Genomic DNA, 25,641 nt, shown 5'->3' with positions numbered 1-25,641 from the left:
TCCGCTCCCGGCTCACCGGCGCGCCACCTCGTCCGGCGGGCCGATCGTCCCGCTGACCACCAGGAACGGCGTGGTGACGGGGCTGAATCCGGGGCCCTTCGCCGTGATGGTGCGCTTGCCCGTCTGGTCCTTGGCGAGGATCAGGAGCTGCCCCGCGAACCTGCCGTTCCGGGCCGGAACCGTGGGCGCCGCGGCGGCGGTGATCCCCGGCTTCCAAGTGAACCGCACCGGCGCCCCCGGCGGGAAGTCCACGCCACGCACCGACGTCACGAAGCCCGGCTTCCCGATCGGCGGCACCGCGACGATCCTGGGCCGGAGGATCCGCAGCGACGTCCGTGCGGTGTTGTCGCCCGGGTCGGCGTCGGTGCCGGTGGTGGTGAGCCGCGCGGTGACGGTGGCCTTCTTGACGGCCTTGTCGGGCCGCAGCACGACCCGCACCACGCTGGAGTCGCCCCGGTCGAGATCGCCGAGCGCGCACTGCCCGCCCGAGCAGCCCGGGGGCAGGGCGTCCCGGGGGATGCCACGGGGCAGCCCGAGGGTCAGCCGCAGACCGGTGGCGAGCGCGGCACGGCCGTTGCGTACGGCGTAGCTGACGACGACCCGGCCGCCGACGTAGCCCGGGTCCGGCTGCGCCTGCACGGTCACCGAGGGACCGGCCTGTGGCGGGGGCGGCTGGTCGCCGGCCGGCGGCGGGTTCTCGTCGGGCGGCGGGCCTCCGTCGGGTGGCGGGCCTCCGTCGGGTGGCGGGTTCCCGCCCGGTGGCGCGGGGACCACCGGGACGAGCGTCTCGGCGGTGTTGTCGCCGGGCTCCGGGTCCACCACGGCGCCGGTCACCGACCAGCCGAGCCGCTGCTCGCCCTCGGTGACACCGGTGATCTCCGCGGTCACCCGGACGCTCGCGCCGGGCGCCGGCGCACCCAGGTCGCAGTGGAGCGCCGCCGCGTCGCAGCCGCCGGACGGCGTGGTCAGGCCGTCGACGCGCACCCCTGGTGGCGGGGCGACGGTGAGCGCGGTGCCGGGCGAGGGCGAGGGGCCGTGGTTGGTGACGGTGACGGTGACGGTGGTGTGCGCGCCGGTCTCCAGCGACGGCAGCGCCCCGGGGGCCGCGACGGCGAGGTCCACCGACTGCTGGAACGCGGGCTCCTTCTGACGGCCCGGCAGGTCGGTGCCGAGCGGTGTCAGGGCGCCGTCCGCGAGGTCGAGCAGCAGCAGCTGCTCGGGGGAGTTGGCGGCGACGGCACGGCGCGCGCTGAGCACCAGCTGCCCGCCGTCCGCCGACCAGGCCACGTCCCGTGGCTGGTACGGGCCGGTGGCCGTGGTGTCCGGCAGCCGACGTGTGCAGGCGTCCTGCCCGGTCGGCAGCACCACCCGGCAGCCGCCGCCGGTGAGCGAGGCGACCAGCACGCCGTCGCGCTCGTTGACCCGGCCGGCGCCGTCCTTGCGGTTGAACGCGACGCTGGTGCCGTCCGGCGAGAACGCCGGGCTGTCGTCGACGACCTGGCAGCTGCCCGGGCAGACCGAGGCGCTCAGGTCCTGCTGCCGGCCGAGCGCGTCCACCGGCGCGGTCCAGATGTGCTTGTTGCCGCCGGTGCCGTCGATGGTGGCGGTCCGGGTGAACGCGATCCGGGTGCCGTCGGACGACCAGGTGGGCTGGGCGTCGTCAGCCGGCTCGCCCGGCGGCGGCTGGACGGTGCCGATGATCCGGCCGGTGGCGACCTCCGCGATCAGCACCCGGCTGGGCCCCGTGGTGGTGCCGGTGCCGTCGGTGGGGGTGCGGGTGAACGCGATCCGGGCGCCGTCCGGCGAGAACGCCGGGTCGGTGTCCCGGTCCGTGCTGCCGCGGCCGGCCAGCGGCAGCACCCGCGGGTCGGCACCGTCGGCGTCCGCCAGCCAGATCCGCTCGATACGGCCGGCGTCGGTGTCCTCGAAGCGGGTGACCACGATCCGGCGGCCGTCCGGCGTGTAGGTCTGCCGCTCGGTCCACGGGTCGTAACCGGGCCGGGGCTTGAACAGCGGGTCGGCGGCGGGGTCGGTGGCGGTGTCCGCTTCCGGGTCCTCCCGCAGGATGGTCACGTCCAGGTCCCTGGGGTCGGTGCCGTCGCTCCGGATGTCCTGGAGGGTGGCGGTGTGCGGCCCGTCGGCGGTGGTGCGGGTGACGACGACGGAGCCGCCCGCCGCGCCGCCCAGCCAGGTGGGGCCGTCCACCAGCCGGTCCTCGCTCAGCAGTTTCCCGGCGGTCTCCTCGGAGTGCGCCCCCGCTCGGTAGACCAGGTCGAACGTGGTGTCGCAGGTGCAGGTGTGGTCGGGGCTGACGAAGAGCACGGCGTCCCCGCCGGGCAGCCAGTCCGCGGACCGGGTACGCCAGCCGGCCTGCTCGCCCGCCAGCAGCGGCTGGTCGTCGCCGGCGGTGTCGGTGACGTACAGCCGCGGGTTCCGCGGCACCGGCGCGTCGTCCACGCCGCGGGCGAGGGCGGCGGTGGGGGAGGGCGTGCCGGCCGGGGCGTCGGGTGCGGCCGCGGTGGTGCCGGGTGCGCCGGCCGGGGTGCCGGTGGGCGTGGCCGCGGGGCCGCCGGTGGGTTCGCTCGCCGCGGTGCGGGGCGCCGGGCCGGGTGTGCCGGCCGCGGGTCCCGTGCCGTAGGTCAGCGGGACCGGGTCGAGGGTGTAGGCGATGAGGTCGCGGTGCGCGGCGTCGCCGACCGGGTTCCACACGGGCTGGGTGGCGTTCCCGGCGAGCGCGTCGGTGACCGCCCGCGGGGTGCCGCCGGACAGGTCGCGCACATAGATCCGCCAGCCCGTCGGGGCCGCGTCGCCGGTGTACGCGATCCGGGTGCCGTCCGGGGAGACGGTCGGCGATATCTCCGCCGTGGGCGTGTCGGTGAGCCGGGTGAGGCCGGTGCCGTCCGTGCGCACCAGCCACAGGTCCCGCTGGGTGCCGCCGCCGGGGCCGCCTGGCCCGGCCGAGTCGAACACCACCGCGCGGCCGTCGGGGGTGAGCCGGGGGTGCGCCGCGTCCAGGCCGGTGGTCAGCCGGTGCACCGCGCCGCCCGCGTCCCGCAGGTACACCTGGGGGCGGGGCTCGTCGCGCAGGCTGGTGAACACCAGCTCGTCGCCGCGTGCCGACGCCTGCTGGTCGAAGTGGGCGGGGCCCGGGCCGAAGAGGGGGACGCTGTGTGCCGGGTCCGTCACCCGGCCGAGGCTGCGGTGGCCGGTGCCGGCGAACGCGATCCGGCCCTCCTGGGCCGCCCGCGGGGTGCCGTCGCCCGCCGGCGGTCCCGGCGCGGCCTGGGCGGAGCCGGCCGCCAGCGAGGCGAGCACCAGCACCGCGGCTGCGGCCAGTCTGGCCGGCCGGGCCCGGCCGGCCGGTCCAGCGGTGCCGATCACGGTCCACCTCACTGTCTGGGGAACGACCCTCCCCGCAAGTCTCCCCGCCCCCACCACCCCGTCCCAGGCCCCCGGGGCCCGCCCCGGGGGAAGCGCGACTGCCTTTTCGGGCAACGGATCCCGTCGCTCCGGCGGGTGGGTGGCCGCGCGCGCCGGCCCGGGAGGAGCCGCACGTCGACACAGCCTCGTGCCCCCTATCGGGGCGAAGCCCCGCTTCGAAGGGGCGTGTGGCCGTGACGTTGTGCGGCTCCGCCGCGTGGGCGCGACCGCCCCGACGGCACCGGGGGTCGCCACCGTCCGAAGGGGACTGCTCGGGTTCGTTCCGGACCACCGGCCGGTGGGTGGTCGGGCGGGCAGTTCCCCGCGCCCCTTTGCGGGGTGGGCGGGTACGCGGGGCGGGCCCCCGCGTATCCGGAGGCGCGGGGAACCGGGGCACCTCCCACGCCCTCGAGGCAGTGGGGGGAGCAATGCGGGTGGCCGGCGCTGGGCCCGGCCCTGGCCGAAAAGGGTTGCGGCGTCCCTCGGGGTGCCTAGTGCCGCAACAGGCAACGTTCGCCCCGTCGCGACGCCCGGCACGCCCTCTCGCCGCACCGGCCGAAAGCCCAAGTACATCCAGTACGAGGACTTCCGGCCGCACACCGAGAGCACGCACCGGACGCCGCTCCTTGACGGGCAAACGTCGCCTGCCGCGGCACTAGATCAGTCCGTGCCGCATCGCATACCCCACCGCATGCGCCCGGTTCCGGAGCTGAAGCCGGGTGGACAGCTCATGCAGCACGTTCTTGACGGTACGTTCCGAGTACGACGTCTTCTCCGCGATCTCGACCGTGTCGAACCCCTCGGCGACCAGCCGCAGCATCTCCACCTCCCGCGCCGTCAGCGTGGAGAGCGTGAGCCCCCGGGGGTCGAGCACGGTCCGCTGGAGGCTGCCCACATGGTCCAGCAGTTTCCCCAGCAGATCGCCCGGCAGCACCCCCTCACCCCGCGCCAGCGCGGTGACCAGGTGCACCAGACGGTCCTGGTCCGCCTCCCCGCGCCGCAGCACGGCCGCCACCCCGCACTCGATCATCGTCTGGAGGGAGTTGGCCCCGAAGGAGCCGACGACAAGCCCGGTGCGGGTGGCCGTGTTGCGGCGGAGTCTGGTGAGGAGTTTCACGGCGGACTCGTCGACCGTGTCCACCACGACCAGGGACGCCTGGGCCCGGTCCGCCTCGGACTGAGGCAGTAACTCCACCTCGGGCCGCTGCCGAAGCTGGTGCACCACGCCCGCGTGTAAGATCAGGTCCCCCGCGTAGACGGCCACGGAGACTCTCTCCTGCCTGTCACGCCGCGTGGCACGGCCGGCCGCCGTCGGCGCGATGAGCCTGCGGTGCGGGCCGGCGTCCCGACCCGGGCGCGCCGCGCCGGCACCGCCGTCCGCCCCGTCCGGCGCCGCTCCGTGTGGGCGGATCTCGTCACTCTTCTTCAATGGTCTTCGACCTCCGTGTCGCACAGGGGTGGGGTAGTCCGCTGGGTTTCGCATCGGTTCCCGGGATGGTGCACGGCAGGCCCCGGCCCGCCCACCGGGCGGACCCCGGGCGCCGCGGCGCCGGGACGGGCACCGTCGGCCGTCGTTCCGCGCAGGTCGCCGCGCCTGCCGTGCGGGACAACGCGGGGGCACCGCACCGGTGTTCCGCCGGGCACGGGAGCTGCCCGCCCGTTGCCCCCGGGCTTCTGCCGGGCGCCGGGCCCCGCCGCCTACCGTCGGCCCGTGACCACTGCAGCCGAACTCGCGGCCCCCACAGTGACGGTGTCGCCCGGCGGTACGGCGACCACCACCCTGACCGTGCGCAACGACAGTGACATCGTCGAGGGGTACACGCTCGAAGTGGTCGGCGACTGCGCCGCGTGGAGCACCGTCGAACCCGCGCGCCTGTCCCTCTACCCGGGCACGTCCGAGACGGTCACGGTGCGCCTCGCGCCGCCGCGCTCGCCCGAGGTGCGGGCGGGGGAGGTCCCGCTCGGCGTGCGGGTGCTGCCCGCGGAGCGGCCCGAGACCGTGGTCGTGCCCGAGACCACCGTCCGCGTCGAACCGTTCTGGGAGCTGCGCACCGAACTCGCCCCGCAGCGCCGCCGCGGCTGGCTCGGCGCCCGCTACCGCACCGCCCTGCGCAACCAGGGCAACACCCCCGTAGCCGTCGACCTGACGGCCGGGCAGGCCGGCGAGGAGCTGAAGTTCGCCTTCGACCCGAGCGCCCCGGAACTGGCACCGGGGGAGTCCGCGGAGGTACGGCTGCGGGTGCGCGCCCGCAAGCTGATCTGGTTCGGCAAGCCGGTCGCCTGGCCCTTCACGGTCGACGCCGCGCCGACCGGCGAGGGGCTGCCGCAGGAGGGCCGGGAGAGCCAGGAGGGACAGCCCGGCCGGCCCGCCCCGCTGGACGGCGAGTTCGTCCAGCTCTCCGTGCTGCCGACGTGGCTGCTGGCCCTGCTCGCCGCGCTGCTCGCGCTGATCCTCGCGTGGTTCGCGCTGGTCAGGCCCGCCGTGCAGAGCACCGCCAAGGAGGCCGCGAAGCAGGCCGCCAGGAACACCCCGCCGCGGGGCGACGGCCAGCAGGGCGGCCGGCAGGACACGGGCGCCGGCGGAGGCGGCGGCACCGGGAGTGGGAGCGCTCCCGGGAGCGCGGGCGACGGAGGGGGCACCGGGAGCGGACAGGGCGGAACCGGTGGCGGGACGGTCGTCGGCGGCCAGCAGAGCTCCGCGACGATCGAGGTCGACACCGGACCCGGGGCCAGGAAGGCCGGCACGTATACCGTGCCGCAGGGCAAGGTCTTCAACGTCACCGACATCGTGGTGGCCAACTACCAGGGCGACGAGGGCCTGCTGACCATCACCTTCGGGGAACGCACCATCACCACGATCGCGTTGGAGACCTTCCGCAACCAGGACTACCACTGGGTCACCCCGATCGAGATCCCGGAGAACGCCACGGTGACCGCGGACGTCACGTGCCGCAAGCCCGGCACCCCCGCCTCCGGCAAGCAGGCCTCCGGCTGTGCGGAGGTGCTCAATGTCAGCGGAGTGCTGAGTGAGTTCCGGCACTGAACGCGATCTCAAGCACTGAACCAGACCCGTATGTACCGAACCAAGCGGCGCACCGCCCCTGGACGGGGCGCACGGAGGCGCCCGGGCGGTGCACGCACCCGAGCGTTCCTGCCCGGCGGCATGCCCGCACTCGGCGGCCCGCCCGTGCCTCCACGCGGCGAACATGCCCCGCCTGCCCGCTGCCCGCCTGCTCGCCTGCCCTGCCTGCCCAGCCTGCCGCGCCTGCCCCGTCAGCGTCTCCGGCCGCCGCGTGCGACCCGGCACACCCGTGGTGGCCGATCGCCCAGCCCCGTCCGGTTTCGTCCCCGGCCGCCGGACGGTGGGGTCCTGGCGTCCCGTTCCGCGCGCCCCTGACGGGGCACCGGGTGACGTCTTCCGCCGGGGCGCCCGCAAGGGGCAAGGGGCGCGGGGAACCGCGCGAGCAACCACAGCGCCCGGCAGGGGGCCCGGCACCCGCAGGGAGCCGATCGGCCGGCCCTGCGGGCAGCCCCCGGGCCCGGAGCGGCGGTGGCGGGGGAGGGCCGGGACGGCTACGTACGGCGGACGTGTCCCTGGGCGGTGGCCCCGGCCGTGGGCGGGGGAGCGGCTCCGGCCCCGGGCGGGGGAGCGGCCCCGGCCCCTCCCGGGGGGTCCCCGGACCGAGCCCCGGTTCCGGAGCGGGCGCCGCCGTGTGCCGGGTCACCGCGTTCGCCGTCCTCGTCCGGCCCGTTCCGTGCCGGAACCGGCCCGCGTGGCGTGCCGCGGAACGCCCGTTCCAGCCGGGGCTCCACCACCCAGCGGAAGGCGCGCCGCACGGGCGGTGTGCACAGCAGCGTCACCGCGCAGCCGGCGGCCAGGGTCACCGAGACCTCGCCGAGCGGCCCGTGCACCCACCGGTGGTCGTACCAGCCCCCGAACAGCGCGCCCTTGATCAGGAAGCCGTGCAGCAGATAGCCGTACATGGTGCCGGTGCCGAGCCCGGTGAACCAGGTGCGGCGGCGCGGCACCCAGGCGAGGAAGCACGCCGTGAGCGTCAGCGAGCAGGCCAGCAGCCCCGCCGTCATCGCCGGGCCCGCCCACCACGGTGCCCCCAGCTCCTGGGCGCTGTTGTCGTGGTAGAACCACACGTAGGTCATCCGCGGCGCCGCCCAGTACGCCACCGGGGCGGCCGCGGCGACGACGGGCAGCGTGGCCGCCCTGACCCACCTGGCGCGCAGCCGCGCCAGGTGCTCCGGCCGCAGCCCGAGGCCCAGCACGAAGAACGGCAGGAACTGCAGCACACGCTGGAGATCGAGGTCGTCCCCGATCTCCGGTGACATGGACGCGAGGGTCGCGAGCGCCACCGCGACCACGAGCGGCAGCGGGCGCCGCAGGGTCCGCCACAGCGGGGTCGTCAGCCGCCAGACGAACAGCGCGGGCAGGAACCACGTCAGGTACCAGGGGTCGAGCAGCGTGATCGGGTTCGACGGGTCGTCACCCACCCAGCGCACGAAGAGCGCGTACGCCGTCTCGAAGACCGCGTACGGCAGGGCGACCCCGGTGACCAGGCGTCTCAGCCGGTCGGGCCGGGCGTCGAAGCGCCGCGAGAAATAGCCGGAGACGAGCACGAAGGCCGGCATGTGGAAGGTGTAGACGGCCATGTAGGCGGCGTCGACCGCCCGGCTGCCGCTCTGCAACGGCTCCCACGAGTGGCCCACGGCCACCAGCACGAGGGCCAGGAACTTGGCGTTGTCGAAGAACGCGTCCCGCGCGGGGACGGAGTGCGCAGGCTGCCCTGCCGAGGAGTTTTCGGACATCTCCCCGATGCGGCTAACCGGCCTCCGGCCGGCGAAACGTCATGCGCCGAAGGTACCCGCACCAGAGCGTCTTCGGGGGCCCCGAACGACGACCGCCGCACCCGCGCCCCGAAGGGGCCGGGGGGACTGCGCGTCAGGTCGCACCGGTGGGTGGCGGGGCGACGGGCCGTCAGGGGCGGTCCCTGGAAGGGGACGGGGGGAACTGCGCGGTCGGGCCGCACCGGTGGGTGGTGAGGCCGCAACCATAAGGGGGCACCCCCAGGCCACGGCGCCGCTCAGGCACCGGTTCGCCGAGCCGTGGCCCGCCCGCGCCGGCCTGGACGGTACGGTGGAGGGCCGGCGCTCTCCCCGTGCCGGGCGGCCCGGTGCCCCTGTCCGTCCGGAGGACCCGCGGGCGGGCGGCCACCGCACACCGCCCCCGGAGCAGCGGTCGGCCACGGCACACGCATGCGGAGGACCAGGACGCCATGCCCGAACCCGACGACGCCCCGGCCGGCGCGCCGGACGCCCCCGTCATCGTCAGCAGCACACCCGGCTCGTTCGCCCACGGCGTCCTCACCGAGCGCCACCCGGCCCTGATCGAGAAGGTGTACGCCGCCCTGCCCTACGGTCCCCGCCGCCTGGCCGCGCTGGAGGCACTCGCGCGTGAGATCGCCGGGGTCATCGAGCCGCTCGGCCCGGACGCCCCGGACCACGAGGAGTGGCGGCGCTGGGGTGCGCCCTACTTCGGCCGGTCCTGGCTGGACGTGCCGTTCCTGTGGGCGGAGAGCTACTTCTACCGCAAGCTGCTCGGCGCCGTCGGCTGGTTCGCCGACGGGCCCTGGCGGGACGTCGACCCCTTCCGCCCGTTCAAGACGGCGGAGCTCGGCGCCACCGAGGCCCGCGAGGAGCTGGCCGTCCTCGACCGGCTCGCGATGCGCTCCCCGGACGACCAGGACGCCGCGCTGCTGCACGGCGCCCTGTGGGGCAACCGCGCCGACCTCGGCTTCCGCATCTCCGCCGGGGAGGCCGTCGGCGACGCCGACGACGGCACCCCGCTGGTCGCCGACGACTCCGCGGCGCTGTGGTCCCTGCTGCCCGCCGACGGCGAGGCCGTCGTCCACCTGGTCGCCGACAACGCCGGGCGCGAGCTCGTCCCCGACCTCCTGCTGATCGACCGGCTGCTGCGTCGCGGGCGGGCGGCCCGCGTGCTCCTGCACGTGAAGCCCCGGCCGTACTACGTCTCCGACGCGACGATGGCCGACGTGCTCGACTGCCTGCGGCACTGCGGCGCCGCGGGCGGCGCCGCCGCCGAGGCGGCCGGGCGGCTCTGGGAGGCGCTGCGGGACGGCCGGCTCGACGTGTCGGCCCACCCCTTCTACTGCGCACCGCTGACGTTCGAGGAGATGCCGGACGACCTGCGCGGCACGTTCGCCGGGGCGACGGTGACCGTGCTCAAGGGCGACCTCAACTACCGCCGGCTCGTCGGCGACCGGCTCTGGCCCCCGACCACGCCCTTCGCCGAGCTCGCCGCCCACTTCCCGTCCCCGGTCGCCACCCTGCGCATCCTCAAGTCCGACGTGATCGCCGGCCTCGACGCCGGCACGGAGGCGGCCCTCACCGCCGCCCACGACCAGCGCTGGCGTACCAGCGGCGCCCACGCCCTGGTCCAGGTGCGCCGCTAGACGGGTCCCCGTTCCGCTGGGCGTCGCCGGGCGGACCGTGACCTTCCCGCGTCGCCGGGCGGACCCCCGCCCCGTCCGCGTCGCCGGGGCGGACCCCCGCCCCGTCCGCGTCGCCAGGCGGATCCCGACCCGCCGCCCGGAGGTTGCCCGCCGCCCCGGAGGCCGTCGCTCACTCCGCGAGGCTGCCGCTCAGGCCCGGCCGGGCGGCAGTTCCGTGCGGATCTCGCGGGCCGCCGCCACCAGGTTCTCCAGGGACGCGCCGGCCTCCGGCCAGCCCCGGGTCTTCAGGCCGCAGTCCGGGTTGACCCACAGGCGCTCGGCGGGGATGTCGCGGAGCGCGCGGCGCAGCAGGGCGGCTGCCTCCGCGGCGGTGGGCACCCGCGGCGAGTGGATGTCGTACACGCCGGGCCCGGCCGCGCGCGGATAGCCGTAGCCGGCGAGTTCGCCGGTGACCCGCATGTGGGACCGGGCCGCCTCCAGGCTGATCACATCGGCGTCCAGGGCGTCGATGGCCTCGATGACGTCGCCGAACTCCGCGTAGCACATGTGCGTGTGGATCTGGGTGCCGGGCCCGGCGACGCCGGCGGCCAGCCGGAACGCCTCCACGGCCCAGGCCAGGTAGGCGGCCCGGCCGTCCGCGCGCAGCGGCAGCGACTCGCGCAGCGCGGGCTCGTCGACCTGGATCACGGGCGTGCCGGCCGCCTGAAGGTCCCGCACCTCGTCGCGCAGCGCCAGCGCGACCTGCCGCGCGGTCTCGGCCCGCGGCTGGTCGTCGCGGACGAAGGACCACGCGAGCATGGTGACGGGACCCGTCAGCATGCCCTTGACGGGGCGTTCGGTGAGCGACTGCGCGTACGAGATCCAGCGCACCGTCATCGGCCCGGGCCGCGAGACGTCCCCGGAGAGGATCGGCGGGCGGACATACCGGGTGCCGTAGGACTGCACCCAGCCGTGCCGGGTGGCGACGTAGCCGGTGAGCTGCTCGGCGAAGTACTGCACCATGTCGCTGCGCTCCGGCTCGCCGTGCACCAGCACATCCAGCCCGGCACGCTCCTGGAAGGCGACCGTGTCGCGGATCTCGCTCCTGATGCGCTCCTCGTAGGCGGCGGTGTCGATGTGCCCGGCGCGCAGGTCGGCGCGCGCGGCGCGCAGGGCGCCGGTCTGCGGGAACGAGCCGATGGTGGTGGTCGGCAGCGGCGGCAGCCGGAGCCGGTCCCGCTGGACGGCGGCCCGTTGCGCGTACGGCTCGGGGCGGCGGGCGTCGGCGCCGGTGACGGCGGCGGCCCGGGACCGCACGGCGGCGTCGCGGGTGTGCGGGGACTCGGCGCGGGAGGCCAGCGCCGCGCGGTTGGCGGCCAGTTCGGCCTCGATGGCGCCGGTGCCGTGGGTGAGCCCGCGGGCGAGCGTGACGATCTCCGCGGTCTTCTGGCGGGCGAAGGCGAGCCAGCCGGCGACCTCGGGGTCGAGGTCACGCTCGGCCGCAGCGTCCAGCGGTACGTGCAGCAGCGAGCACGAGGCGGCCACGTCCACGCGGTCCGCGAGCCCACGGAGCGTGGTGAGGGTGGTCAGGGACGCGTCGAGGTCGTTGATCCAGACGTTGCGGCCGTGCACCACGCCCGCGACCAGGCGCTTGCCGGGTAGTCCGCCGAGTGTGGTGAGCAGCTCCAGGTTGGCGGGCCCTGCCTCGGCGAAGTCCAGCGCGAGGCCCTCCACGGGCGCGCCGGCGAGTACGGGCAGCGCCTCGCCCAGGCGCTCGAAGTAGGACGCGACCAGCAGGTGCGGCCGGTCGGTGCGGCTGCCCAGGTAGTCATAGGCGCGGGCCAGCGCGGCCAGCTCCCCGGGACTGCGGTCCTGGACGAACGCCGGCTCGTCCACCTGCACCCACGCGGCGCCCGCGGCGCGCAGCGCGGCCAGCACCCGAGCGTAGACGGGCAGCAGCGCGTCGAGCAGGCTCAGCGGGTCGAAGCCGGGCGGGGCGCCGGGCGCGGGCCGGGCGAGCAGCAGGTACGTGACGGGGCCGAGCAGTACGGGGCGCGCGGTGAGGCCCAGCGCCTGCGCCTCGCGGAACTCGCCGGTCTGCTTGCCCGGGTCGGCCGTGAAGTCGGTTTCGGGGCCCAGCTCGGGCACCAGATAGTGGTAGTTGGTGTCGAACCACTTGGTCATCTCCAGCGGCGCGGTGTCCTCGGTGCCGCGCGCCATCGCGAAGTAGCCGTCGAGCGGGTCGGCCGCGACGGCCGGACGGTGCCGCTCCGGCACGGCGCCGACCATGACGGTGGTGTCCAGGACGTGGTCGTAGTACGAGAAGTCGCCGGTCGGAACCTCGTCGATGCCGGCCTCGGAGAGCCGGAGCCAGTTCTGTCCGCGGAGCTCGGCTCCGGTGCGGTGCAGGGCCGCGGCGTCGGCGCGGCCCCGCCAGTAGCCTTCGACCGCCCTCTTCAACTCACGTGCCGGGCCCTGGCGGGGGTATCCGTACACGGTCGCCCCGGCCGGTGGGGTACCGGCGCCGGTACCGGGCTGTGCTGTCACAGAACACTCCTTCCCGGGGGAAGTGGGGCAAAGATCGCGAATTGCCAGCGTAGCGCCCCGTCGGGGTGCGGAGCGCCGGCAGCGCGCGGCTCCGCCGGCGTGGGGCTGTGCCCCGGCGGGTGGCGGGTGCGCGCGGCCCGCCACCGGCCGGTGGGTCGGCTGCGACACGAAACCGACTCCTTCGGACGGCGGCGACCTGGCGGTCTCGTCGTGGCCGGTCGCTCCCCCACTGCCTTGAGGGCGTGGGAGGTACCCCCAGTTCCCCGCGTCGTTCCCCGCGCCCCTATTTCCGGCGCTCGCGCGCCCGTGGGCGGCGCCCCCGTCGGGGTGCCCGCCGGATTTACCGGAACGTAATGCGCGGGGCTGGTTCCGCTGGCCGAAACGTGACTACAGTGTGGCCCCACCAAATAATCTCAGCGTGAGAGGAATTGTGCCCAGTAACGCGTCTTCCCCGCTCCCCCGTGCGTCCAACCGCAGCGCCGTGCTGTCCGCGCTGCTGTCCGGCGCCGAGATGGACCGCCAGCAACTGATCGCCGACACCGGGCTCAGCCGGGCCACGGTCTTCCGGATCGTCGACGACCTGATGGCCGACGACCTCGTGCGCGAGGCGGGCCGGCGGCTGCGCGAGGGTCCCGGGCGGCAGTCCACGTCCGTCGGCTTCAACGGCCGCTCCGCCCTCGTCTGCGGCATCGACCTCGGCGGCACCAACTGCCGCATCGTGATCGCCGACGCGCTGGGCCGGGCCCTGATCAGGAGCCGGGACGCCACCCCGCGGGACACCACGGCCGAGGAGTTGGCGGCCTGGGTGGCCGGCCGGGTCGGCGAACTGGTCGCCGAGCACGGCGACGGCGTCCCCCTGCACACCGTCACCATCGGCCTGCCCGGCGTGGTGACCGGCGACGGCAGCACCGTCGTCAACTCGCACAACCTCGGCCAGATCAAGGGCACCGAGTTCATCAGGATCGTCTCCCGGCTGGTCGGGGTGCCGACGGTGATCGGCAACGACTCCAACCTGGCCCTGCTCGGCGAGCTGCAGTACGGGGCGCTGCCGGACCGGGAGACGGCGGTGCTGCTCGCCATGGGCACCGGCCTCGGTACCTCGGTCTCGCTCGGCGGCCAGGTGCTGGTCGGCCGCACGGGACTGCTCGGCGAGTTCGGCCGGCTGCCCCTGCCGGGGCGCCCGCAGCGGCTGCGCGACCTGCTCTCCGGCGCCGACCTGGTGGCGTACGCACGCACCAAGGGCGTCGAGGTGCCCCGCGCGCAGGCCCTGTTCTCGGAGCCCGAGCGCTACCGGGAGCTGCTCGACGAGGTGCACGAGGCGCTCACCCACCTGGTGACGATCGTGGCGCTCGCCTACGAGCCGGCCACGGTCGTCCTCACCGGTGGCTTCTCCGAGTCCTTCGACGCCGGGCGGCTCTCCGCGATCAGCGAGGAGGTCGCCGGGACCGTCGGGGTGCACAGCGTGGTCAGACGGTCCGACCTGGGCGACGCGGCGGGCCTGCTCGGCGCGATGGCGTCCTCGCTCGGCCGGCTCTACGACGCGCTCGGTGTCAGCGCCGACCACATGGCCGCCATAGAGGTCGACCGCGACCTCGTCGTCGAGCGGCTCGCCACATGCCCCACAACCAGCACGACGCACGACGCCCAGCAGGTGGAAGGACCCGGAAGGTGAGAACGATGCACACAGCACGGTGGCGGTGCGCCGTCGCGGCGCTGCCGGTCATGGCACTCGCCCTGACCGGCTGCGGCGGCAGCGGCGGCGACAAGGCGGACTCCGACAACAAGCTGACGGTCTGGATGATGACGGGCGGGCCCGGCGACAGCCCCCTCATCAAGGACGTCAACGCGGAGTTCGCGAAGAAGTACGGCAAGAAGTACCCGGGCATGAAGGTGGACGTCCAGGTCCAGCAGTGGGACGGCGTGGCCACCAAGATCACCACGGCGCTGGCCAGCGGCAACCCGCCGGACATCGTGGAGATGGGCAACACCCAGACCCCGTTGCAGACCTACTCCGGCGGCCTCGCCGAGCTGACCGCGGACAAGAAGTCCTTCGAGGGCTCCAGCGGCTGGCTCAGCGGCCTGGCGGACCCGTCCACCTACGACGGCAAGCTGTACGCGGTGCCGCTGTACGGCGGCACCAAGGTGGTCATGTACAACAAGAAGATGTTCGCGGACGCGGGCATCAAGCAGCCGCCGAAGACCGTCGCCGAGCTGGAGAAGGACTGCGGGACGCTGGCCGCGGCCAACAGGAGCACGGCGAACTTCTCCGGCTTCTACATGCCGGGCGAGTACTGGTTCAACGGCATACCCTTCGCCTTCGCCAAGGGCGGCACCGTCGCCACCCGGAAGAACGGCACATGGCGGGCCGAGATGAGCTCGCCGGCGAACCAGGCCGGGCTCAAGGCCTGGCGCACCTTCCAGAACACCTGCTCCACCAAGTCGTCGGTGGGCGTCAACACCGACAGCCCCGACCAGGACCAGCTCTTCGCGGACGGCAAGGCCGCGATGGAGTACGTCAAGGCGTGGGAGCCGGCCACCGTGCTGGAGAAGAACCCGGGGCTCAAGGGCAAGATCGGGTTCTTCGCGATGCCGGGCTACACCGCCGACAAGACCATGCCGGTGATCGTCTCCGGCTCCACCATCGGCATCGCGCAGAACAGCCCGGACCGGAAGGCCGCCACGGACTGGCTGCGGATCATCACCAGTAAGCACTTCCAGGCGACCATGGCGCGGAAGCTCAACCTGCTGCCGATCTCGCCCGACTTCACCCCGCCCGGCGTGCCCGAGCAGCTCACCGTCGCCTCCGAGGCCAGCAAGATCAGCAAGCCGCTGCCCAACAGCCCCGGCGAGGCCACGCTGGAGACCGAGCAGTACAACGAGCAGTTCTTCTCGAAGATCGCGGGTGGCGCGGACATCGCCTCGGCCGCCGCGGCCTACGACAAGCACGCCACCAAAGCCTTCAACTCACTCGGCAGCAACTAGACGTTCCTGGGGCCTTGCATGGCAATGACTGACAAGCGGAGCACGGCCCGTCCGGTGGCCCCGCGGTCCCGGCCGGGGCCGCGGGCGCGGCGGGCCGGGGCCACCCGGCCGCGGCTGCTGCCGTGGGCCATGATCGCCCCCGCCGTGGTGGCGCTGCTGCTGATCCAGGGCTATCCGCTGGTGCGGCTGCTGACGCTGTCCACGCAGGACTTCGGCCCCCGCTCGCTCTTCACCGGGCAGGCGGACTTCGTCGGCCTGCACAACTACACCGAGATCTTCGGCGATCCCGACTTCCGGGCCGTGCTGGTGCGCACGGTGGTCTTCACGGTGCTCTGCGTGGCGCTGCTGATGGTGCTCGGGTTCCTGATGTCCCACCTGCTGATGGGCGTCTCGTCGTGGGCCCGGGTGATGACCACGGTCTGCCTGGTGCTGGTGTGGGCCATGCCGATGGTGGCCGCGACGCTGGTGTGGCAGTGGATGTACCAGCCGCAGTACGGCGTGGCCAACTGGCTGCTGACCAAGCTGCGGATCTTCGGCGACCTCTCCGCGTACGACTGGTTCTCGCACCCGAACCAGGCGCTCGGGCTGGTCATCCTGCTGACGGTGTGGAAGGGCCTGCCGTTCGTGGCGCTGACGCTGTTCGCGGCCCGCGGCCAGATATCCGACTCGCTGTACGAGGCGGCGCGGCTCGACGGCGCGGGCACCCTCCAGACGTTCCGGCACATCACCGTGCCGATCCTCCGTCCCGTGCTGGCGATCCTCACCGTGCTGGAGGTCATCTGGTCGATGAACTCCTTCACCCCGATCTGGGTGCTCACGCACGGCGGCCCGGACGGCCAGACCACCACGCTCGGCGTCCTGGCCTACCTCACCGCCTTCAGCCGCAACGAATACGGCTCCGGCGCGTCCATCGCGGTGGTGACGGTGCTGATCCTCGCGGTCTTCTCCATCTTCTACGTCCGCAGGCTCTCGGACCAGGCGGAGCAGGGAGGCACGGCATGAGTGCGATGAGCCCGGCCCGGCGGCAGCGGGCGGTCAACAACGCGATCGCGGTCGTGGTCTCCGCGGTGATGATCTTCCCCGTGTACTGGATGCTGGCGACCGCGTTCAAGCAGCGCGGCCACATCCTCAGCACGGTGCCGCAGTTCTTCCCCTGGCCGATCAGCCTGGAGAACTTCCGGCGGGCGCTGGGAAAACCGCACTTCTGGGTGTTCGTGGGCAACTCCCTGACGGTGACGCTGTCCTCGGTGGTGCTGTCGCTGCTCATCTCGCTCTTCGCGGCGATCGCCATCGCCCGCTTCCGGTTCCACGGCCGCCGGGCGCTGATGGCGGTGCTGGTGCTGGTGCAGATGGTGCCGATGTCGGCGATGGTCATCCCGGTCTACCTGATGCTGCGGTCCATCAACGCCCTCGACTACATCCCCGGCCTGGTCCTCACCTATATGACGTTCGTCCTGCCGTTCACGGTCTGGACGCTGCGGGGCTTCGTCGAGGGTGTGCCGGTGGAGCTGGAGGAGGCGGCGCTCGTGGACGGCTGCGGGCGCTTCCAGATGTACGTGCGGGTGCTGCTGCCGCTGCTGATGCCCGGCATCGTCGCCACCTCGATCTTCGCCTTCGTCAACGCGTGGGACGACTACCTCTTCGCCTACGTGATCATGAAGTCGCAGAGCAACTACACGCTGCCGGTCTGGCTGGTGTCGTTCAAGACCGCGGAGAGCGTGGACTACGGCGCCATGATCGCGGCGTCCACGATCTTCTCCCTGCCCGTCCTCGTCTTCTTCCTGCTGGTGCAGCGCCGCCTGGTGGGCGGCATGACCAGCGGCGCGGTCAAGGGGTGAGCGCCCGGGGACACGTCCCCGGGCCGGCCCCGGCCCGCCCCTCGCGAATCCCGCGAATCCCGTGAACCCCCTACGCCCCCACACCCCCCGCATTCCCGAACATCCCGAAAGGTAAGGACCGAAGCGATGAATGCCGAGCTGTCACGGCTGGCCCACGGTGTGCTGTTCCCCGCGCTGGGGCGGCAGACCGTGCCGAAGTGGGCGCGTGCCCGGGTCGCGGAGGGGCTCGGCGGGTTCGTCCTGTTCGGCAAGGACCTCGCCTCCGCCGAGCAGGTCGGGGAGCTGACCGGCGCCCTGCACGGCCTGCGTGAGCACGTCCTGCTCGCCATCGACGAGGAGGGCGGCGACGTCAACCGTCTGGAGCCGTACGGCGGGACGTCGGTGCCCGGCAACCACGCGCTCGGCCGGCTCGACCAGCCCGACCTCACCCGCGAGGCCGCCTACCAGATCGGCCTGTCGCTGGTGGCGGCCGGCGTCGACTGGAACCTGGCGCCCGCCGTGGACACCGCCGTCAACCCGCTCAGCCCGAACGGCATCCGCTGCTTCGGCCCGGACCGGGCGAAGGTGGCCGTGCACGCGGCGGCCTGGGTGGAGGGCCTGCAGGCCGCGGGCGTGAGCGCCTGCGCCAAGCACTTCCCCGGCCACGGCCTCAGCTCCACCGACGCCCACCTCGGGACGCCCACCGTGGACCTGTCCCGCGAGGAACTCGTGGCGCACTACCTCGACCCGTTCCGCGCCGCCATCGCGGCCGGGGTGGACAGCATCATGGTCTCGCACGTCCACCTCACCCAGCTCGACACCGTGCCGGCCACCATCAGCCCGGCCGTGCTGACCGGGCTGCTCCGCGGCGAGCTGGGCTACGACGGCGTGGTGATCACGGACGCGCTGGAGATGCACGGCATCAGCGATGTGGCGAGCCTGCCGGACGCCGCCGTGCGGGCAATCAAGGCGGGCGCCGACGCGCTCTGCCTGGGCGCGTGGGCGTTCGGCGACGACGTGGACGCCGCCGCGAAGGCGCTGGTGTGCGCCGTGGAGAGCGGTGCGCTGCCCGAGCAGCGGCTGCGCGAGGCCAACGAGCGCATCGCCCGCCTCGGCACCCGGCCCAAGGCCGACACCGCCGAGCGGGACGACTCGGTGGGCGCCCGGCTCGCCCGGGACGTCGTCGAGGTGCACGGCGACCCGGTGCTGCGCGGCAAGCGCACCCTCGTCGTCCGGCTCGACCCGACGCACTCGCCCGCGCAGGGCCAGGCGTCCTGGGGCGTGGAGGAGCCGCTGCGCGCGGCGGGACTGACGGTCGAGGGCCTCGCCGTCGCCGGCGACACCTACAACGCCGCCGGCATCGTCAAGGCCGAGATCGGCCTCTTCCTCGACGAGTTCGGGGCCGACGCGGACGTGGTGATCCAGGTACGCAGCTCGCACCGGTTCCCCTGGCAGCGGCCCGTCCTCGACGAACTGCTGCGCCGCCACCCGCGCTGTGTCGTCGTGGACATGGGCGTGCCCGGCGACGACTTCGGCGGCTTCCGCGGCTGGGTGCGCACCTTCGGCTCGTCGGGCGTCTGCGCGCAGGCCGCGGTCGACGTCCTGCTGGCGAAGGCGTGAGCCGCCCGCTTCCGGTGCCGGGCGGCGACCTCCTGCTGACCAACGGCCGCCTGGTCACCCCCGGCGGGATGATCAGCCGCGGCTGGCTGCTGGTCAGGGACGGCCTGATCGCGGCCCTGGGCGAGGGCGCGCCGCCGGCCGGGATCGAGTTCCCGACGGGCGCCGGTGCGGGGGCGGCCTCCGGCGGGGCGGGCGGCGAAGGGCACGCGGACGCCACGCGGCGCCGCGCCGGCGGGCCCGCTGGATCCGGTGACGGGCCCGCTGGATCCGGTGACGGGCCCGCGGGATCCGGTGACGGGACCGCCCTCCGTGCCCGGCCCCGCCGGTCCGTCGTGGACCTGGGGGGCAGGCTGCTCACCCCCGGCTTCGTGGACGCGCACTGCCACGGCGGCGCCGGGCACTCCGTCTACACGGGCGTCGAGGACGACGTGCGGGCCGCCGCAGCGGGCCACCTGGCGCACGGCACCACCACGCTGCTGGCCTCCGTGGCCACCGTCGCGCCCCGGGCGATGACGGCCGCGGTGCGCGCCATCGCGGCCGTCATCGCGGACGGCACCGCGCCCGCCGTGGCCGGCATCCACCTGGAGGGCCCGTTCCTCTCCCCGGTGCGCCGCGGCGCCCAGACCCGCACGGCGCTGCGGGAACCGGACGAGCGGGTCCTCGGGCGGCTGCTGGACGCGGCGGGCGGCCACGCCGTGTCGATGACGATCGCGCCGGAGCTGCCCGGCGCGCTGGACCTGATCCGCGACCACGCGGCCGAGCTGGTGTGCTGCCTCGGCCACACCGACGCCTCAGCCGATGTCTTCTCGCAGGCCACGGACCTCGGTGCCCGCGCGGTCACCCACCTGTTCAACGCGATGCCGCCGCTGCACCACCGGGAGCCGGGCCCGGCCGCGACGGCGCTGCTCGACGCCCGGCTGCGCTGCGAGCTGATCCTGGACGGCCACCACCTCGCCGTCGACACCGCCCGGCTGGCCTACCGCCTCGCGGGCCCGGACCGGCTGCTGCTGGTGAGCGACGCCATGCCGGCGGCGGGCATGCCGGACGGCACCTACCGCTTCGCCGACCGGGAGGTCACCGTCACCGAGGGGGTGGCCCGGCTGCGCGGCACGGACACGCTGGCCGGGTCCACGCTGTTCGTGGCGGCGGCGTTCCGCAGGGCGGTACTGGACGTCGGCGTTCCGGTGCCGGAGGCGGTCCGGATGGCGGCAACCACGCCGGCCGCCCTCCTCGGCCTCACCGACCGCGGCGCACTGCGCCCCGGCCTCCGCGCCGACCTGATCACCTTCGACGCACGCCTGCGCCCGGCGCGGGTGTGGCTGGCGGGCGAGGAGCAATCGGTGGCGGCGGCCTGACCCGCTGCCCCCGCCGCCCCGGTCCGCGGCTGGGCGGTGCGGACGGGAGCGGCCCCCCGCCACCCGCTCCCGCGCCTGAGCCGGCGTCCGCCGCCGTGGACGGGAAACCAGTGGTCACGGATGCGAATGGGCAGGTACCCGACGCCTACCACCATAGGAGGGTGATTGCGCCCGGCCGCGGGCGGACGGGGGCCGGGTTTCCGCTCCGCCGCAGTCCGCCGTCGCATCGCGCAGTGAGGGGACGGTTCAGTGCACGGGGGCGGTGAACGCGGTCGTGTCCTGGGCGTGCTCGAAACCCAGGGCCTCGTAGAGGGGGACGCCGCTTGGGGAGCTCTCCAGGACCGCACCGGTCGCCCCGGCCGTGTGGGCTTCGCGCAGCAGGGCGGCGGTGATGGCCCGGCCGAAACCGCGGCGGCGCTTCTCGGGCAGCACGGACACGAGGGACACGCCCACGGTGTCGCCGGTGCGGGTGGCGACCGCGGTACCGACCGGAACACCGTGGTCCTCGGCGATGTACGTGGTGGTCGCGGGGGTGTCCAGGACGGACGGATCGCTGTAGGGGGCGAGGAGTGAGGCGTCGGGCAGGTCGTTACCCGCGCCGGCGAGCTTCAGGAAGAGGGAGCCGTCCGCTCCCGTGATGGCGCGTACCGCCACGGTGCCGGGATCGAGGGAGCGCAGGTCGGCGCCGTCCAGGCGCTTGACCATCAGCGGGCTCGACGAACGCTCGGTGAGGCCGTGGTCCGCGGCGAGCCGGATGACATCGGGGGTGGGTTCGCCCGCCACCTTGACCGCCCAGGGCAGTCCGTCGAGTTCGGGTGCGCCGATGAACGCCACGAGGTCGTCGACGTCGGGCTTCTCAGCGACAGTGAAGATCGCATTCAACTCCGCCACGGGCACTCCCGTGACTATCAGAGCTGTGTCCCCGGTGCCGCGCCGGACGCTCATGCGGGGATGGGGTGCGAAGTACGTCTCCAGTGCCGAGAGGTAGGCCCGGGCGGCATGGCCGCGAAGATCAGTAGGTGCCATGACCTGATTATTGGGGACACGCGCGGTTTCCCGTGGTACTGCGCCCCGGTGGGTCCGTCGCCGTCAACGGGACCTGCCGGGGCGCAGGAACGGGGCGGGGTGCGGGCACCCCGGTGGGCGGGTCAGTGCCGGCCGTGTACCTCCAGCGCCGCACGGACACCGGACTCCAGGGCCCCCTCGATCCAGGCGGGCTTCAGGGAGGTGTGGTCCCCCGCGAAGTGCAGCGGACCCTCGGGCGTGGGGATGTCGGGGAAGATCTCCGTGTGCTGCCCGGGCAGCAGCACGGACGCCTCACCGTACGCGTACGGGTCCCGCAGCCAGCTCTGCGTCCTGCCGACCCCCGTGTAGAACACCTCGATGCGCTGGCCGTACACCTGCTCAAGGCCGCGCAGCGCGTGCGGGTAGCGTGCGTCGTCGTCGAAGGAGTCCCAGCGCACCGCGTCGTCCGCCCAGCTGTACGAGGCCAGGATCACCCCGCCCGCGCTGCCCCGCACCGGGTGCGAGGGGTGGTACATGAAACGGTTGGAGTTGTCGCTGACGGAGCCGCCGCCGAAGACGTGCACCGCGTCGGGCTGGTCCCGGGTGACCCACCGCGTCGCGGCGTAGTGCCCCCGCTGGGCGTCGCTGATGTGGCCGGACGGCACCGAGCCGTGCGCGCCCAGCAGCCTGCCGTCGTCCGGGGTCCGGCCCAGCCGGTAGTCCTCGTACAGGCCCGGGTCGATGGTGGCCAGCTCGCGCTTCCAGTCGTCCTCGGTGAACTCCCACCAGCGGCGGCTGAACTCCAGCAGCACCTTGGTGGCCGTGTCGTAGTGCAGCTCGATCACGGCGCGCCGCTTGGGGTACGACGGCGCCGGGGTGAGCTGCACCTGGCGCAGGCCCGCGAAGGGCACGGTGACGATCGCGAGGTCGGCCGTGAACTGCTCGCGGACCACCTTGCCGTTCCGGCCCTCCGAGACGGTGTCCACCCAGACGTGCGGCCCCTTCCGGGAGACGTGGGCGGCCTCGCCGTGCCGGGGCCGCTGCGGGTCCCAGTATTCGATGCGGGTCACCCGCCGGTCGAAGCGCACCTCGTCCCGCACCCGCTCCAGCAGGGCGTCGGCGAACACGGCGGTGCCGCCGGCCAGTTCGTAGAACGTGGTGTCCGGGCTGATCAGGGCCGCGCCGAGGAAGTTGTGCAGGAAGGAGAGCGGCAGCCGGGAGGTGAGGTTCTTGATGGTGCCGATCAGGTCGACGGTGCGGGCGTCGAGCCCGGCGTGCTCGGTGAGGAAGCGGAACATCGAGTAGTCGCCGAACCTCTCGATGATCCGCGTCCAGCCCTCCAGGGCCTCGGCCGGCGGCTTGTTCTTCCGCTTGCCGTCCGGGCCGACCGTGCTGATCTCGTCGCGGACCGGGTCGAGGACGCTGTCGAGGATCGCGCCCGCGGGGACGTCCAGGTACTCGTCGGGGACGCCGAAGGTGCGGTTCACCGGGCGCGGGTTCTTCGCGTAGTCGACGCTGCGGACGAGCATGCCGTTGGCCTGGATCCAGGCGCGGTCGGTGCGTTGCCCCTGGCCGTCCTCCGCGACCAGCAGGAACGGCCGCTTCTCCAGGCCGAACTGGTCGATCAGCGCCATCAGCAGCGGGTGGCTGCCGGGCAGCCGCATCGCGCCCGCCTCCGCGTACTGGCGCTCGTCGGAGAACGGCTGCTCGGCCTTCTCGTGGCCGCCCTTACGGAACGTCTTGATGCGGCCGCCCGCGCGGTTGCCGTTCGCCTCCAGGACGGTCACGTGGTGGCCGGCCTGCTTCAGCAGGTGGGCGGCGAGCATGCCGGAGGGGCCCGCGCCCAGCACCAGGACCCGCTTCGCGGCGGTGCCCGCACGCGGCAGGCCCTCCTTGAGCACCCGGAGGTACTCGGGGGTGAGCACCTTCTCGTGCTCGTCCATGACCAGGATGGCGCGGGCCACGGCGCGGCTGCGCGCCGGATCGGCGGCCGTGCGCTGCCGGGGGAGCGACGGGGCGCTTGCCGGCGGGGTGGCCGCGGCCGCCGCCGGGCCGGTCAGCAGGCTTGCTCCGGTGAGGGCGGCGGCGGAGGCGGAGAAGGTACGCCGGCCCATGCTGGTGGACCCCGCAGGGGTCTGAGGGTTCGTCACAATAACAAGTTGTTAGCACCATAGGACTGTGTGTCATACGACGTGTGCGACTTGTCCCGCCATCGGATGAACGGACGTATCCGGGTTGACGGCGGGTGCAGCGGCGACGCGGCCGGGCCGGCTTGCCGTCGCGGACGGCGTTGCCCCGTGGATCCCCGGTGAAACCCGCGATTCCGCGCCGAAATCCGCGTGCCGCCGCTCGCCGCCCCGCATATTGACGTAGGTCGAACCGATGAATTCTCATCGAACCAGGCCGCTCCTCGGCGGCGCACCGCACGGCACCCCCGCATTCGGCTCTCGCGCTCCGCGGCGGCCTGACGAGAGGAAGCTCACGTGCGCAGACGCACCCCCCTGAATGTCATGTCCATGCTAGGGACGATCCTGGGAACAGCGCTGGTCGCGCTGGTGGCCGCGGTCCTCGCGCTGCCGCCGTCGGCGGCGGTCGCGGCGGAGCCCGGCGAGTCCGACGGCGGGGTCCGGATCATGCCGCTCGGCGACTCCATCACCGACGGGTTCACGCCGTATCCCGGCGGCTACCGCGTCAACCTGTGGCAGCGCCTGGCCGCCGGCGGCTACCGCGTGGACTTCGTCGGGTCCCAGACCAACGGCCCGGCCGAACTGGGCGACCACGACCACGAGGGCCACTCGGGCTGGCGCATCGACCAGCTCGACGCCAACATCGTCACCTGGCTGAAGGCCTCCGACCCGCGCACCGTCCTGCTGCACATCGGCACCAACGACATCAACCAGAACTACGACGTCCCGCACGCCCCCGACCGGCTCTCCGCGCTGATCGACCACATCCTCGCGACCAAGCCCCGCGTCGAGCTCTTCGTCGCGCAGATCATCACGGAGTGGGGCGAGCCGCACGCCTCGATGGTGAACGCCTACAACGCCGCGATCCCCGGCGTCGTGCGGAGCAAGGGCCCGCACGTGCACCTGGTCGACATGCACTCCGCCCTCACCGAGGCGGACCTCGCGGACGGCGTCCACCCGTCGAAGGAGGGCTACGACAAGATGGCCCCGGTCTGGTACGACGCGCTGCGCGCGGTGCCCGGCAGCCTCCAGCCGCTGCCCGCCGCGGCCCCGGAGGGGGCCCGGTAGGCGCCCGGTGGGCGGTCCGGTGGGCACCGCGCCGCCCACGCGCCGGCGGCCGCTCCTCGCCGCTCCACGCGCCGGCGGCCGCTCCACGCCGCTCCTCGCGGCGACGGCCGCCGGCCCGGGGGCCCCGGCACCGCCGTCCGCCGTCCGGCGCCCGCCCCTAGTGGCGCAGATGGGGCCGGTGCAGGTTGAGGAACGGGCGGCGCTTGCCGCCGTAGGACGTGCTGCCCTCGTGATACGGGCCGCCGCTCTCGGGGAGCCGCCGCGCCATCGCGTCACGCTCGGCCGTGGCCTGCCGGGCGTGCCTGCGGTTGGTGCGCCGCTGCCCCCGGCGGCGCCGGATCAGCGACGTGCCGGCCAGCATCATCGACAAGCCGAGCCCGAAGAGCAGCGTCAGGCCGATGCCGCCCACGAACGCGCCGAGCGTGCTGATCGTGAAAGGCTGGTTGCCGAGCAGGGTCACCGTGTAGTCCGGGCCGGCCCCGGTGTTGAAGGAGATCAGCAGTCCCGCGAAGGCGGCCGTCGCGGCCGCCAGCAGGAGACCCAGCAAGAGCATGTCCTCACCCCATCCTGTGGTCGTACGCACCCCGGGTTACCCCTGGTCGTCGGGTAAATCGCACTAAGTCGGAAAAATTCCGATGGGGGCCAGGGTGGCGGTCGGGTGCGGCCGGCCCGGGCCCGGGGTCCAGGCCCGGGATCCGGGTCCCCGACCCGGGTGGGGGGGCGGCCGGGTGCGGCGCCCCCGGGGGGCGAGGTGGCGGGACCCGTTCCTCCGCGGTGGCGCAGGGCCGCGACCGGCTGGGCGGTGCGATGGGCGGGCGGGGGAGTACCGCCGGCTGCCGCCGGGGTGGACGGCGTCGATCCGGGGGAGGTCCGCGGCCGCGCCCCGCTTGCCGGTGTGCGGCGATTCGGAAGTGCGTGGCGATGCCGAACACCCGCCGCAGGTGGGCCATGTCCTGCCGGTCGTGGTCGGCGGGGTGGGAGAACGGGCGCCCGGGGTCGGGCGACGCCTGGAGTGCGGAGCCGTCCGCTGCGAAGTCCAGGGGGTGCATGGCGGTCATCACGCCCGGGAGAACGCCGGCGCCGGCCGGTGCCCCCTGAGGCGCGTCAGGGGACAGTCGGGGTCGTATCCGGGCCCCGGCGGTGGCCGGTTGCTCGGGCACGACCCCGACTGTCCCCCAGG

Annotated in this window: 17 protein-coding genes; 9 read left to right on the top strand and 8 right to left on the bottom strand. The window is 74.2% G+C overall.

The window, feature by feature from the left end; genetic code table 11:
- Nucleotides 1-12: 12 nt before the first annotated feature.
- Nucleotides 13-3,381 carry a hypothetical protein gene (locus ACSMXW_RS10160; protein WP_485805395.1) on the bottom strand — a complete coding sequence of 1,123 codons (3,369 nt, stop codon included), beginning with the start codon at nucleotides 3,379-3,381 and terminating at the stop codon, nucleotides 13-15.
- Nucleotides 3,382-4,075: 694 nt separating this feature from the next.
- Nucleotides 4,076-4,741, bottom strand: coding sequence for a helix-turn-helix transcriptional regulator (locus ACSMXW_RS10155; protein ID WP_485807931.1), 666 nt, complete (start codon nucleotides 4,739-4,741; stop codon nucleotides 4,076-4,078).
- Between the two features lie 390 nt (nucleotides 4,742-5,131).
- Here ACSMXW_RS10155 and ACSMXW_RS10150 point away from each other — a divergent pair, with 390 nt between their 5' ends.
- On the top strand, nucleotides 5,132-6,463 hold the full coding sequence (locus tag ACSMXW_RS10150) for a COG1470 family protein (RefSeq protein WP_485805393.1): 1,332 nt from the start codon (nucleotides 5,132-5,134) through the stop codon (nucleotides 6,461-6,463).
- Between the two features lie 530 nt (nucleotides 6,464-6,993).
- Here the strand turns inward: ACSMXW_RS10150 and ACSMXW_RS10145 are convergent.
- Nucleotides 6,994-8,238 carry an acyltransferase family protein gene (locus ACSMXW_RS10145; RefSeq protein WP_485805391.1) on the bottom strand — a complete coding sequence of 415 codons (1,245 nt, stop codon included), beginning with the start codon at nucleotides 8,236-8,238 and terminating at the stop codon, nucleotides 6,994-6,996.
- A gap of 467 nt (nucleotides 8,239-8,705) precedes the next feature.
- On the opposite strand from ACSMXW_RS10145, the gene ACSMXW_RS10140 reads away from it, so the two are divergent.
- Nucleotides 8,706-9,902 carry a damage-control phosphatase ARMT1 family protein gene (locus tag ACSMXW_RS10140; RefSeq protein WP_485805389.1) on the top strand — a complete coding sequence of 399 codons (1,197 nt, stop codon included), beginning with the start codon at nucleotides 8,706-8,708 and terminating at the stop codon, nucleotides 9,900-9,902.
- A 189-nt stretch (nucleotides 9,903-10,091) separates the two neighbouring features.
- Here ACSMXW_RS10140 and metE read toward each other — a convergent pair whose 3' ends face one another.
- A complete protein-coding gene (gene metE, locus ACSMXW_RS10135) occupies nucleotides 10,092-12,428 on the bottom strand; it encodes a 5-methyltetrahydropteroyltriglutamate--homocysteine S-methyltransferase (protein ID WP_485805387.1) in 2,337 nt (778 codons plus the stop codon).
- 418 nt (nucleotides 12,429-12,846) lie between these two features.
- On the opposite strand from metE, the gene ACSMXW_RS10130 reads away from it, so the two are divergent.
- From ACSMXW_RS10130 to nagA, 6 genes are all read left to right on the top strand, one after another.
- Nucleotides 12,847-14,100, top strand: coding sequence for an ROK family transcriptional regulator (locus ACSMXW_RS10130; RefSeq protein WP_485805386.1), 1,254 nt, complete (start codon nucleotides 12,847-12,849; stop codon nucleotides 14,098-14,100).
- Nucleotides 14,101-14,105: 5 nt separating this feature from the next.
- The gene (locus tag ACSMXW_RS10125; RefSeq protein WP_485805385.1) at nucleotides 14,106-15,410 is read left to right on the top strand and encodes an extracellular solute-binding protein; all 1,305 of its coding nucleotides are present in this window, start codon (nucleotides 14,106-14,108) and stop codon (nucleotides 15,408-15,410) included.
- A gap of 24 nt (nucleotides 15,411-15,434) precedes the next feature.
- The gene (locus ACSMXW_RS10120; protein WP_485805383.1) at nucleotides 15,435-16,412 is read left to right on the top strand and encodes a carbohydrate ABC transporter permease; all 978 of its coding nucleotides are present in this window, start codon (nucleotides 15,435-15,437) and stop codon (nucleotides 16,410-16,412) included.
- Nucleotides 16,409-17,248 (top strand): carbohydrate ABC transporter permease, encoded by an 840-nt coding sequence (locus tag ACSMXW_RS10115; RefSeq protein ID WP_485805382.1) that lies wholly within the window; start codon nucleotides 16,409-16,411, stop codon nucleotides 17,246-17,248. Before ACSMXW_RS10120 ends, ACSMXW_RS10115 begins: the two co-directional genes overlap by 4 nt.
- A gap of 126 nt (nucleotides 17,249-17,374) precedes the next feature.
- Nucleotides 17,375-18,847, top strand: coding sequence for a glycoside hydrolase family 3 protein (locus ACSMXW_RS10110; protein WP_485805380.1), 1,473 nt, complete (start codon nucleotides 17,375-17,377; stop codon nucleotides 18,845-18,847).
- Complete coding sequence (gene nagA, locus ACSMXW_RS10105) at nucleotides 18,844-20,202, top strand: N-acetylglucosamine-6-phosphate deacetylase (protein ID WP_485805378.1); 1,359 nt, start codon at nucleotides 18,844-18,846, stop codon at nucleotides 20,200-20,202. The genes ACSMXW_RS10110 and nagA overlap by 4 nt, the downstream gene beginning before the upstream one ends.
- A gap of 246 nt (nucleotides 20,203-20,448) precedes the next feature.
- Here nagA and ACSMXW_RS10100 read toward each other — a convergent pair whose 3' ends face one another.
- Both ACSMXW_RS10100 and ACSMXW_RS10095 read right to left on the bottom strand, forming a co-directional pair.
- Complete coding sequence (locus ACSMXW_RS10100) at nucleotides 20,449-21,228, bottom strand: GNAT family N-acetyltransferase (protein WP_485805377.1); 780 nt, start codon at nucleotides 21,226-21,228, stop codon at nucleotides 20,449-20,451.
- A 122-nt stretch (nucleotides 21,229-21,350) separates the two neighbouring features.
- The gene (locus ACSMXW_RS10095) at nucleotides 21,351-23,321 is read right to left on the bottom strand and encodes a flavin monoamine oxidase family protein (protein ID WP_485805375.1); all 1,971 of its coding nucleotides are present in this window, start codon (nucleotides 23,319-23,321) and stop codon (nucleotides 21,351-21,353) included.
- 402 nt (nucleotides 23,322-23,723) lie between these two features.
- Here ACSMXW_RS10095 and ACSMXW_RS10090 point away from each other — a divergent pair, with 402 nt between their 5' ends.
- Complete coding sequence (locus ACSMXW_RS10090; protein ID WP_485805373.1) at nucleotides 23,724-24,461, top strand: SGNH/GDSL hydrolase family protein; 738 nt, start codon at nucleotides 23,724-23,726, stop codon at nucleotides 24,459-24,461.
- 157 nt (nucleotides 24,462-24,618) lie between these two features.
- Here the strand turns inward: ACSMXW_RS10090 and ACSMXW_RS10085 are convergent, their stop codons facing one another.
- Nucleotides 24,619-25,014: a hypothetical protein gene (locus ACSMXW_RS10085; protein ID WP_485805372.1), complete on the bottom strand. Its 396-nt coding sequence runs from the start codon at nucleotides 25,012-25,014 to the stop codon at nucleotides 24,619-24,621.
- 4 nt (nucleotides 25,015-25,018) lie between these two features.
- Nucleotides 25,019-25,510: a nucleotidyltransferase domain-containing protein gene (locus ACSMXW_RS10080; protein WP_485807929.1), complete on the bottom strand. Its 492-nt coding sequence runs from the start codon at nucleotides 25,508-25,510 to the stop codon at nucleotides 25,019-25,021.
- Between the last annotated feature and the right edge of the window lie 131 nt (nucleotides 25,511-25,641).

It is taken from the genome of Streptomyces sp. DSM 116793, assembly GCF_057320905.1.
Note: the sequence above shows the minus strand (reverse complement) of the source record. Positions and strands in the feature narration are given on the sequence as shown.